Annotated in this window: 8 protein-coding genes; 7 read left to right on the top strand and 1 reads right to left on the bottom strand. The window is 63.5% G+C overall.

Going from position 1 to position 10,669, the window contains the following annotated elements:
* Positions 1–49 precede the first annotated feature (49 nt).
* The 7 genes from GQY20_RS12925 to GQY20_RS12895 all read left to right on the top strand — a co-directional run bounded on the left by GQY20_RS12925 (position 50) and on the right by GQY20_RS12895 (position 8,108).
* Positions 50–913 carry an ABC transporter permease gene (locus GQY20_RS12925; RefSeq protein WP_157217513.1) on the top strand — a complete coding sequence of 288 codons (864 nt, stop codon included), beginning with the start codon at positions 50–52 and terminating at the stop codon, positions 911–913.
* Positions 910–1,755 (top strand): ABC transporter permease, encoded by an 846-nt coding sequence (locus GQY20_RS12920; protein WP_157217512.1) that lies wholly within the window; start codon positions 910–912, stop codon positions 1,753–1,755. The genes GQY20_RS12925 and GQY20_RS12920 overlap by 4 nt, the downstream gene beginning before the upstream one ends.
* A 5-nt stretch (positions 1,756–1,760) precedes the next feature.
* On the top strand, positions 1,761–2,864 hold the full coding sequence (locus tag GQY20_RS12915; protein ID WP_157217511.1) for an ABC transporter ATP-binding protein: 1,104 nt from the start codon (positions 1,761–1,763) through the stop codon (positions 2,862–2,864).
* On the top strand, positions 2,861–3,637 hold the full coding sequence (locus GQY20_RS12910; RefSeq protein ID WP_157217510.1) for a gamma-glutamyl-gamma-aminobutyrate hydrolase family protein: 777 nt from the start codon (positions 2,861–2,863) through the stop codon (positions 3,635–3,637). The genes GQY20_RS12915 and GQY20_RS12910 overlap by 4 nt, the downstream gene beginning before the upstream one ends.
* Before the next feature lie 192 nt (positions 3,638–3,829).
* Entirely contained in the window at positions 3,830–5,257 is a 1,428-nt protein-coding gene (locus GQY20_RS12905; protein WP_198350947.1) for an aspartate aminotransferase family protein, read from the top strand.
* A 48-nt stretch (positions 5,258–5,305) separates the two neighbouring features.
* Positions 5,306–6,658 (top strand): glutamine synthetase family protein, encoded by a 1,353-nt coding sequence (locus GQY20_RS12900; RefSeq protein ID WP_157217509.1) that lies wholly within the window; start codon positions 5,306–5,308, stop codon positions 6,656–6,658.
* 139 nt (positions 6,659–6,797) lie between these two features.
* Positions 6,798–8,108 carry an aspartate aminotransferase family protein gene (locus GQY20_RS12895; protein WP_157217508.1) on the top strand — a complete coding sequence of 437 codons (1,311 nt, stop codon included), beginning with the start codon at positions 6,798–6,800 and terminating at the stop codon, positions 8,106–8,108.
* A 41-nt stretch (positions 8,109–8,149) separates the two neighbouring features.
* Here GQY20_RS12895 and GQY20_RS12890 read toward each other — a convergent pair whose 3' ends face one another.
* A complete protein-coding gene (locus GQY20_RS12890; protein WP_157217507.1) occupies positions 8,150–10,567 on the bottom strand; it encodes a TonB-dependent receptor in 2,418 nt (805 codons plus the stop codon).
* Positions 10,568–10,669 lie beyond the last annotated feature (102 nt).

The raw sequence follows: 10,669 nt of genomic DNA, 5'->3' as shown, positions 1-10,669 counted from the left end.
TCAGTTTCTCACCGTTCGGTTGGGCCGGGCCGGAGTTGGGGGACCGCTGATGGAACAGGATTGGAAGCAATCCCGCGGATCCTTCTTCACCGCCTTCGCGCCGCCGGCCTTCTGGCTGACGCTCTTCTTCCTCGTGCCGCTGGCGATCATCTGGGCGTACAGCTTCGGCAAGAACATCAGCATGACGGAGGTGGCCGTCACCGGCACGCTCTCCAACTATGCGCGCATCGCCGATCCGGTCTATATATCGATCTTCGTCAAATCGATCGTCTATGCGGCGTTGACGACCTTCCTCTGCCTTATCGTCGGCTTCCCGGTCGCGCTCGCGATCACCTTCGCGCCCGACAAGGCCAAGGCCTGGCTGTTGCTGCTGATCATGCTGCCCTTCTGGACCAATCTGCTGGTGCGCACCTATGCGCTGATGGCAGTTCTCAGAACCGAGGGTTATGTGAACACCGTGCTCGGCTGGATCGGCATCGGGCCGCTGCCGCTGCTGCACAATAATTTCGCGGTGGTGCTCGGGCTAGTCTACGTCAACCTGCCCTTCCTCGTGCTGCCGCTCTACTCCGCACTCGACCGGCTGGACCGGTCGCTGCTGGAGGCCAGCCTCGATCTCGGCGCGGGGCACATCCGCACGATCCGCGAGATCGTCATCCCGCTGGCATTGCCCGGCATCCTTTCGGGATTGCTGATCACCTTCATCCCAGCGCTCGGCTCCTACCTCACGCCCGACCTGCTCGGCGGCCCGGACAGCCAGATGATCGCCAGCGTGATCGAGCGGAACTTCAAGCGCGCCAATGACTGGCCGTTCGGATCCGCCCTGTCCTTCATCCTCATGTATCTGACCTTCTTCGCCATCGCAGCGCAGACGCTGGTCGCGGCACGGCGCAGAAAGGCGGGAGGCGAAGCATGAGCAGCAAGTCGCCGCCCGCCCCGCTAGACTATCTGCGCCGCTGGCCGCTGCGCCTGTGGATCGCCGGCGTCGCCTTCTTTCTCTACGCACCCCTCGTCACCCTGATCGCGTTCAGCTTCAACGAAAGCCGGCGCAACATCGTTTGGACCGGCTTCACCTTCGACTGGTATGCGCAGGTGTTCCAGGACGACGCGCTGATCGAGGCGTTCGTCAATTCGCTCACCATCGCGGCGATCTCGACCGTGATCAGCGTCATTCTCGGCGCGCTGGTCGCCGTTGCGATGTGGCGTTTCCGCTTTCCCGGCAAGCCGGTGTTCGAGGGGCTGCTGGCGCTGCCGATCGTCGTGCCGGAAATCTGCATGGGCGTCGCCATGCTGGTCTTCTTCAGCCGTATTCTGCCTTGGCCGAGCGACCTGCCATGGCCGCTCGACCTCGGCGCGATCACCATCGCGCACGTCTCGTTCAGCTTCCCCTTCGTCGCGGTGATCGTGCGGGCGCGGCTGCTCTCGTTCAACCGCGAGCTGGAGGAAGCCGCCAAGGACCTCGGCGCCAGCGAGTGGCGCGCGTTCATGGACGTGCTGGTGCCGCACATGCGGCCCGCGCTGGTGGCGGGCGCGCTGCTCGCCTTCACGCTCAGCCTCGACGATTTCGTGATCACCTTCTTCACATCCGGCCCGGACACGGTGACCTTCCCGGTGAAGGTCTATTCGATGGTCCGCTTCTCGGTGACACCGGAGGTGAACGCGGCGTCGACTTTGCTGATCCTGATCACCGTGGTGCTGACCGCGATCGGCCTCCGGATGCAGGGCAAGGATATCGCACGGGCGGAAGGGGGCGCCTGAACTTCATGGCCAAGACGTTGATCTCCATCCAGAATATCACCAAGCGCTTCGGCAATTTCGCCGCAGTGGACGATGTGTCGCTGGAGATTGCCGAAGGCGAGTTCTTCGCGCTGCTCGGTCCGTCGGGCTGCGGCAAGACGACCTTGCTGCGCATGCTCGCCGGGCTCGAGATGCCGACCGAGGGACAGATCCTCATCGACGGCCAGGATATGAGCCGCGTGCCGCCGAACAAGCGGCCGGTGAACATGGTGTTCCAGTCCTACGCCGTCTTCCCGCACATGAGCGTGAAGGCGAATGTCGGCTACGGCCTGCGCATCGACAAGGTGGCCAAAGACGAGATCGAGGCGCGGGTGCGCGAGGCGCTGGCGCTCGTCAAGCTCGATGGGCTGGAGGAGCGCAAGCCCGACCAGCTTTCCGGCGGCCAGCGACAGCGTGTCGCGCTGGCCCGCGCGCTGGTGAAGCGGCCGCGCGTGCTCCTGCTCGACGAACCGCTCTCCGCACTCGACGCCAAGCTGCGCGAGGCGATGCGCTCCGAGCTGGCGCAGATCCAGGAGAAGGTGGGCGTCACTTTCGTCATGGTGACGCACGACCAGGACGAGGCGCTGGCGATGGCGACGCGCTGCGGCGTGATGCATCGCGGCGTGCTGCAGCAGGTAGCCGCGCCGTCCGACCTTTATGAATATCCCAACAACCGCTTCGTCGCCGACTTCATCGGCAGCGTGAACCTGTTCGAAGGAACGCTGACCATCGACGAGCCCGATCATGCGATGATCGAATCCGAGGAACTGGGCGGTCCGATCCATCTCGATCACGGCGTGACCGGGGCGACCGGTGCCACCGTCTGGGCAGCGCTGCGTCCCGAGAAGATCGCGATGGCTCATCGCGACGAGGGCGCCGCCGCGCCGCAGGAGACCAATGTGGTGCCCGGCGTGGTGCGCCACCTCTCCTATCTCGGCAACGAGACGCTCTACGAGGTCGAGATCGCGTGCGGGCGGCGGATCAAGGTTACGCGGTCCAACGTCGCGCGTTACGAGGAGCGCGGTTTTTCGGGCGGCGAGCCGGTGTGGCTGAGCTGGCACCCGCGCGCGCCGGCGGTGCTGCTGTCATGACCGCGCGCCCGCTGATCGGCATCACCGCTTCCAACCGTCCGTTCGAAGGCGAGACGGCGCAGGTGGTGATCGATCGCTATCTGGAGGCGCCGGCCAGGCATGCCGATGCCGACGCGCTGCTGATCCCCGCCCGCCCCGACATCGTCGACGCCAGGGCGATCGCGGCGCGGCTGGACGGGCTGGTGCTGACCGGCAGCGTCACCAATGTCGCGCCGGAACATTATGGCGATCCGGGGCCCGGCGTCGGCCCGTTCGATCCCGGCCGCGACGCGATGGCGCTGGCGATGATCGACGCGATGATCGCGCTCGGCAAGCCGGTCTTCGGCATCTGCCGCGGCTTCCAGGAGATCAACGTCGCCTTCGGCGGCACGCTGGCGCGCGACCTGAGCGCGCCGGGACGCCTGCTGCCGCATCATGCCCCCGAAGGCGCATCGCTCGACGCGATGTTCGCCCATGCGCACGACGTGACGCTGACGCCCGGCGGCATGCTGGCGACCGGGCTCGGGCGAGATCGGCTGCGGGTCAATTCCGTGCATTTTCAGGGCATCGGTGCGCTCGGATCCGGCCTCGCCGTCGAGGCCGAGGCGCCGGACGGGGTGATCGAGGCCGTATCCGCGCAGCCCAATGGCGCGCCGGTGGTCGCGGTGCAATGGCATCCGGAATGGCAGAGCGACGCCGATGCCCAGTCGCGGCAACTGTTCCGTCTGTTCGGGCGGATGCTGCGTGGGGAAAGGATCGGCACCGCGGGGCGCAAGGAGGCAAGCGTTGGCTAGTTTCCGATCCGTCATCCCGACGAAAGTCGGGATCCATTTAGCGCTCCGCGAAAGGACTGGCGCAGCGATGCGACCTTCCGTCATCAAAGCGCGAATGGATCCCGACTTTCGTCGGGATGACGGCGTTTTCTGGAAAAACCGCGCCCCTCAAGGCGACGAAAACCAATCCCATATCGCACAGGAACGCGTATCATGACCCGCCGCAACTATGACATCGCCGAGATCCGCCGTCTCGATGTCGCGCATCATCTGCCCGCCCAGGCGAGCTACAAGCTGATCCGCGATCTCGGCGGCAGCCGCATCATCACCCGCGCCGAAGGATCGACCATCTGGGATGGGGACGGCAACGCGATCCTCGACGGCATGGCGGGGCTATGGTGCGTCGATGTGGGCTATGGGCGTTCCGAACTGGCGGATGTGGCCCATCAGCAGATGCTGGAACTGCCTTATTACAACAGCTTCTTCCGCACGGCGACGGTGCCCGCGGTGGAGTTGGCGGCCAAGATCGCCGGGCTGCTGGGTGGCGATCTGCAGCATATCTTCTTCAACAGCTCGGGCTCGGAATCGAACGATACCGTCTTCCGGCTCGTCCGCACCTACTGGGCGATCAAAGGCCAGCCCGAACGCAGCATCTTCATCAGCCGGCGCAACGCCTATCACGGCTCGACCGTGGCCGGCGCGAGCCTCGGCGGCATGACGTTCATGCATGCGCAGGGCGGCCTGCCGATCCCCGGCATCGAGCATGTGATGCAGCCCTATGCCTTCGGCGAAGGCTTTGGCGAGGATCCGGAAGCCTTCGCCGCGCGCGCTGCGCAGGATATCGAGGATCGCATCCTTGCCGTCGGCCCCGAGAAGGTTGCCGCCTTCATCGGCGAGCCGGTGCAAGGCGCGGGCGGCGTGATCATCCCGCCGCCCGGTTACTGGCAGCGTGTCGAGGCGATCTGCCGCAAATATGGAATATTGCTGGTATCGGATGAAGTGATCACCGGTTTCGGCCGGCTGGGCGAATGGTTCGGCTTCCAGAAATTCGGCTATACGCCAGACATCGTCAGCATGGCGAAGGGCCTCTCCTCGGGCTATCTTCCGATCTCGGCGACGGGCGTCAGCCATGAGATCGTCGAGACGCTCCGCTCCGTCGACGACGATTTCGTTCATGGCTACACCTATTCGGGCCACCCCGTATCGGCTGCCGTTGCGTTGCGTAACATAGAGATCCTCGAGCGCGAACATCTCGTCGATCGCGTGCGTGACGACATCGGACCCTATTTCGCGCAGGCGCTAAAGCGGCTCGACGCGCATCCGCTGGTCGGTGAAACGCGCTCGATGGGGCTGATCGGCGCGGTCGAGATCGTCAGCAGGAAGGGCACCAACCAGCGCTTCGGCGGCACCGAGGGGAAGGCCGGGCCGGTGGTTCGTGACGCCTGCATCGCCGGCGGGCTGATGGTGCGCGCGATCCGGGATTCGATCGTGATGTGCCCGCCCTTCGTGATCACGCATGAAGAGGTGGATCGCATGATCGCGATCATCGGTGCCGCGCTGGACGACGCGCAGGAAACGCTGGCCCATCTTGCCGCCCCCCTGCCGCTGGAGGTGAGCGAAGGAGCCGAACCGGGTCTTTAGCATCCCCCTCTCTCTATCCAGCGCGCGAACAGGGACGGGAACGGAATCATGAGCCGAAGCATCAAGGACTGGATAGCGGAAAACCGGATCAGCGAGGTGGAATGCCTCGTGCCCGACATGAACGGCGTCATTCGTGGCAAGGTTTGGCCGGCGAACAAGTTCATCGATTCGGTGAAGAACGACTCGCTGCGCATGCCGTCGAGCGTATTTTCGGTGACGGTGACCGGCGAATATGCGGACGAGGAAAAGGACAGTAAATCCTACAGCGATCCGGACGTCTCGCTGCATCCCGATCCGGAAACGCTGTGCGTGGCCCCCGGCTTCAAGACGCCCACCGCCTTCGTGTTCGCCGACGCCCATTACAAGGGTGGCGGCGGGCCGTTCGAGATCGCGCCGCGCCACGTGCTGAAGAAGGTGATCGCGCTGTACGAGGAGAAGGGCTGGCAGCCGGTGATCGCGCCGGAGCTGGAATTCTACCTGACCCAGCAGAATCACGATCCCGACCTGCCGCTGGTACCGCCGCCGGGCCGCACCGGACGCGCCGAGACGGCGCCGCAGCCTTATGGTCTCGAGGCGATCAATGAATATGAGGATCTGATCGAAGAGATCTACGAATATGCCGAGGCGGCCTCGCTCCACCTCGACACGATGATCCACGAAGCCGGCACCGCGCAGCTGGAGATCAACTTCAATCATGGCGATCCGGTGCACCTGTGCGACCAGGTGATCATCTTCAAGCGGATCGTGCGGCAGGTGGCGTTGAAGAATGGCGTCTACGCCACCTTCATGGCCAAGCCGATGGAAAACCAGCCCGGCAGCGCGATGCACATCCACATTTCGATGGTGGAGAAGGAGAGCGGCAAGAACCTGTTCGGCGCGGGACCGAAGAATCTCAAGCCACTGTTCCGCCACTTCGTCGGCGGCCTCCAGAAGCTGCTGCCAGAGGTCGCGCCTCTGTTTGCGCCCAACGTCAACAGTTTCCGTCGGATGCGGCCCAGCTTCTCGGCACCGATCAACCTGCAATGGGGCTATGACAATCGCTCCTGCGGACTGCGGGTGCCGATCACCGACGCGCAGAATACGCGGGTCGAGACGCGGGTCCCGGGCGCGGATGCCAATCCCTATCTGGCGGCTGCGGCGGCGCTGGTCTGCGGCTATATCGGCATGCGGGACGATATCGAGCCGGCACCCATGGTCGAGGGCAATGCCTATCTCCATGATCGCACCCTGCCCCGCAATCTCGATGACGCGTTGGATCGGATGCTGAAATGCGAGCCGGTGATCGAACTGCTCGGCGAACGTTTCGTCCACGCCTTCCACCTGATCAAGGCGGATGAATTGCGCGCCTATGAAGGGGTGATCAGTTCTTGGGAGCGCGATCACCTGCTGCTGAAGGTTTGACCCATCTCTCCCTCTCTCCTCCGGGGTGAGGGAACGAGTGGACGTCCTGCGACCGACGCCGAAGAAGAGAAGAACTTCCCTCTGCCCGGCCCTCTCCCGCAAGCGGGCGAGGGAGAATATAGAATATCGTGAGGCCCCTATGACCATCCCCAACGATCTCTCCGCCTTCTGGATGCCGTTTACGGACAATCGCGGCTACAAGGCGGATCCGCGCATGTTCGCACGCGCAAAGGACATGAGCTACTGGACACCCGACGGACGCGAAGTGCTGGACGGCACGGCGGGCCTGTGGTGCGTCAACGCGGGACATAACCGGCCGAAGATCGTCGAGGCGATCAAGGCGCAGGCCGAGGTGCTGGATTTCGCGCCGACCTTCCAGCTTGCGCACCCCCTCGCCTTCCAGCTGGCGACCAAGCTGGCCGGCATCCTGCCCGACGGGCTCGACCATGTGTTCTTCACCAACTCCGGATCGGAATCCGTGGAATCCGCCCTCAAGATCGCGCTCGCCTACCAGCGTGCGATCGGACAGGGATCGCGTACCCGGCTGATCGGCCGCGCGCGCGCCTATCATGGCGTCAATTTCGGCGGCGTGTCGGTGGGCGGCATCGTCGGCAACCGGCGCCATTATCTGACGCTGCCCGGTGTCGATCATCTGCCGCATACCTATAATCTCGCCGAGCAGGCCTTCACGAAGGGACAGCCAGGCTGGGGCGCGCATTTGGCGGATGCGCTGGAAGACCTGGTCAACCTGCATGGCGCAGAGACAATCGCAGCGGTGATCGTCGAGCCCATGGCGGGATCGACGGGCGTGCTGCCGCCGCCGGTCGGCTATCTGGAGCGACTGCGCGAAATCACTGAGAAGCATGGCATATTGCTGATCTTCGACGAGGTGATCACCGGATTCGGCCGGCTCGGCGCGCCGTTCGCGGCGCAGGCTTTCGGCGTGACGCCCGATCTGATCACCGCAGCCAAGGGCCTGACCAACGGCGCCGTGCCGATGGGAGCGGTCGGCGTCGCCAATTTCGTTCATGATGCGGTGATCGACAATGCGCCGGCGGGCATCGAGCTGTTCCACGGCTACACCTATTCAGGCCATCCGCTGGCGGCGGCGGCGGGCATTGCGACACTCGATACCTATGCCGAGGAAGGACTGTTCGATCGCGCGGCCGAGATCGCGCCCTATTGGGCGGATGCGGTGCACAGCCTCCGCGATCTGCCGCATGTGGTCGATATCCGCACCTGCGGCTTCGTCGCGGCAATCGAATTCGCCTCACGCGATGGCGCGGTGGGCGCGCGCGGCAAGGCGGTGTTCCATGGCTGCTTCGATGCTGGCCTGCTGGTCCGCGCCACGGCGGATACGATCGCCCTCTCCCCGCCGCTGATCGCGACGCGGGAGCATGTCGACCGGATCGTGGACATGCTCCGCACCGTGGCGAAGGACGTGGCGTAATCCATATCCCCTCTCCCGCAAACGGAGAGGGGAGACAGGGTTCACATCCGATACGAGGCCGTGATACCGAACGTCCGCGGCCGCCAAGTGCTGTCGGTGAATAGCACCGTATCGATGCCGCTGTGGGTGCGATCGATCAGCGGTGCATTGTCGAGTAGATTGTCGACGAACAGCGAGACATCCGCACCGCCGACCGTCGCCCCCCAGCGCAGGCTTATGAAATGGGTCGCCGCGGAAGCGACGAGGCCGGGATCATAGCTCGCAAGCGCGGCGGGATCTCGTTCCTTGATCCGGCCTTCCTTGCTGGCGAACTGATAATCGCCGCGCACATAAGCATCGTTTCCGAATGCCTTGAAATCATATTGGATGCCGAGCGCGGCGGTCCAGGGGGCGCCGCCCAGGCTGTCACCCTTGATCGCGAGGATCGAGGTATCGGTCTGATAGGCGGCGGTCTTGGTGAAGCGTGCGTCCGTATAGCCCAGCGAGGCGTCTAAGGTGATACCGGGGAATGGCCGCGCGGTGACCTGGAGATCGAAACCCCGCGCTCTCGCCTTGCCGAGATTGTCGATATAGCGGATCGCGCATTGGTTCAGCGTGACGAACTGCTGAATCCCGCTCCAATTGATGTTGAACACGCTGGCTTCCAGCGAAAGCTTGCGATCGAACAGCTTGTTCTTCGATCCGAGCTCGAAGCTGTTAACCGTGTCCGATTTGAACGATGAAGGCGCGGCGGTGATACCGAGGTTATCGAAATCATCTGAACACGCATCATAGGGAATCGGCGCATTTGCACCGCCTGGACGGAAACCCTTGGAATAGGTGAAATAGAGAAGATTATCGCGATCGATCTGGAAGGAGATGTTCGCCTTGGGCGTGAACGGCTTCTCGCTGGTTTTGCCGGACGCGCTCGTATAGCCGTAATTTTGCGGACCGTCCGCGAAATTGCTGAATTTATAGTCGACCTTGGCGTAACGCCCGCCTGCTGTCACGCTCAGCCGTTCCGTGATGTGCCAGGTGATGTCGGCGAAAATCGCGATCTGCTTCTCATGCGCGACCGACTGATTGATATAGCTGTCGATACCGTTGTAGAGCGGGATCGGGCCGTCATTCTCGGCCGCCGCGCCAAAATAATCCTCCAGCGACTGACCGAAAAGCTGCTCGAACAGCTTGTTGCCCAGCGGATCGACCAGTTCCTCGCGACTCATCTGGCGCTGTTTCTGATAGAAGAGGCCCGCGACCCAGGTGATGGGCGCGTTTGGATTGGTCGATTGCAGGCGCGCCTCCTGGGTGAAGATGCGCTGCGTGTTCGTCACCTTGCTCGGTGCAAGATAATAAGCGACGTCCGGATTGATCCCGTTCGGGAGAAGCTGCTGCGCGGGCCGTGTGCAGCGGGGCAAGGCAGGATCGTCTGGATCGACGCAAGTCGGATCGATCGGCAATGTCTGGTAATAAGAAAGATTATAGACAGTGCCGTCGTAGCCGGAGATGTTGCGGCGCTTGAAATAGCTGGTGTTACTGATGAACTGGACGCCGCCGAAAGCATAATCCACCTTCAGCACGGGCAGGACGAAGCGATCGGGGTTGCGGCGATATTCCGGGCTGGAATCCTTGAAGACACCCTTGCCCGGATTGGACAGGCCCTCGACATAATAATCGTCGTCGCGCGAGAGGCGCCGCTGATAATGGATGGAGGGCGTGATCTTGAGGCCGTCCGTCGGCTGCCAGGTCAAGGCGCCGCGCAGCACCGTCACATCGTCGCTGTTGGTATTCTTCTTGAGGACGTTGCCATAATAGTCGGTCTTGTCGATCCATCCGGAATCGCGCCGATGCCAGGCGCTGACCCGGAAGCCGAGCTTGTCCTGGACGATCGGTCCGCCGAACGCGATGCCGCCCTCATAGCTGACCCCGCCATGCTGGGTCGTGGACAACTCGGTGCGGGCGTAGGCGGTATATTTGTCCAGGCCGGGCTGCGGCGTGATGTAGCGCACCGTGCCGCCTTCGGATCCGGCGCCGAACAGCGTGCCCTGCGGCCCACGCAGCACCTCGACCCGCTCCAGATCGAAAATGGCGGGCTGGCTGTCATCCGAATTAAAGCCGAGATTGCGGATCTGAATGGGCGTATCGTCGATATAGATGCCTGTCGTTCCCGCGCCGGCATTGGACGAGATGCCGCGGATCGCGATCTGATTGCTGCCGCTCGTGACTTGGATGCCGGGCGTGAAGCGAGCCACGTCAGCCAGGGTCTTCACGCCTTTCGAATCGAGCGTCTTCTGATTGAAGGCGCTGACGCTGATCGGCACGCGCGAGAGCACCTGCTCCTGGCGCGTGGCGGTGACGACGATCTCGCTTTGATCGGTCGTGTTCGGAGCGGCGGCAGCGACTTGCTGCGCCTGCGCAGGCAGGGCGAACAGAGCGGCGGAAGCAAGCAAGCTATGGGCAAGGTGACGCGGCAAGAACATGCGATATCCCCTTCTCGCAGCCGATCGACGACGCCTCTCCCGTTCGACGTCTCTCGCGCCTGGGCTTATGTGATCACAGTCTGGCTGCCAAAGTCAACGCTT

The sequence above is a fragment of the Flavisphingomonas formosensis genome, assembly GCF_009755815.1.
Taxonomy (GTDB): Bacteria; Pseudomonadota; Alphaproteobacteria; order Sphingomonadales; family Sphingomonadaceae; genus Flavisphingomonas; species Flavisphingomonas formosensis.
Note: the sequence above shows the minus strand (reverse complement) of the source record. Positions and strands in the feature narration are given on the sequence as shown.

Excerpts from the sequence above, each read along its gene's own strand:
- GQY20_RS12910 (WP_157217510.1), top strand. The coding sequence starts at position 2,861 with ATGACCGCGCGCCCGCTGATCGGCATCACCGCTTCCAACCGTCCGTTC.
- GQY20_RS12900 (WP_157217509.1), top strand. The coding sequence starts at position 5,306 with ATGAGCCGAAGCATCAAGGACTGGATAGCGGAAAACCGGATCAGCGAG.
- GQY20_RS12895 (WP_157217508.1), top strand. The coding sequence starts at position 6,798 with ATGACCATCCCCAACGATCTCTCCGCCTTCTGGATGCCGTTTACGGAC.
- GQY20_RS12890 (WP_157217507.1), bottom strand. The coding sequence starts at position 10,567 with ATGTTCTTGCCGCGTCACCTTGCCCATAGCTTGCTTGCTTCCGCCGCT.
- GQY20_RS12920 (WP_157217512.1), top strand. The coding sequence starts at position 910 with ATGAGCAGCAAGTCGCCGCCCGCCCCGCTAGACTATCTGCGCCGCTGG.
- GQY20_RS12905 (WP_198350947.1), top strand. The coding sequence starts at position 3,830 with ATGACCCGCCGCAACTATGACATCGCCGAGATCCGCCGTCTCGATGTC.
- GQY20_RS12925 (WP_157217513.1), top strand. The coding sequence starts at position 50 with ATGGAACAGGATTGGAAGCAATCCCGCGGATCCTTCTTCACCGCCTTC.
- GQY20_RS12915 (WP_157217511.1), top strand. The coding sequence starts at position 1,761 with ATGGCCAAGACGTTGATCTCCATCCAGAATATCACCAAGCGCTTCGGC.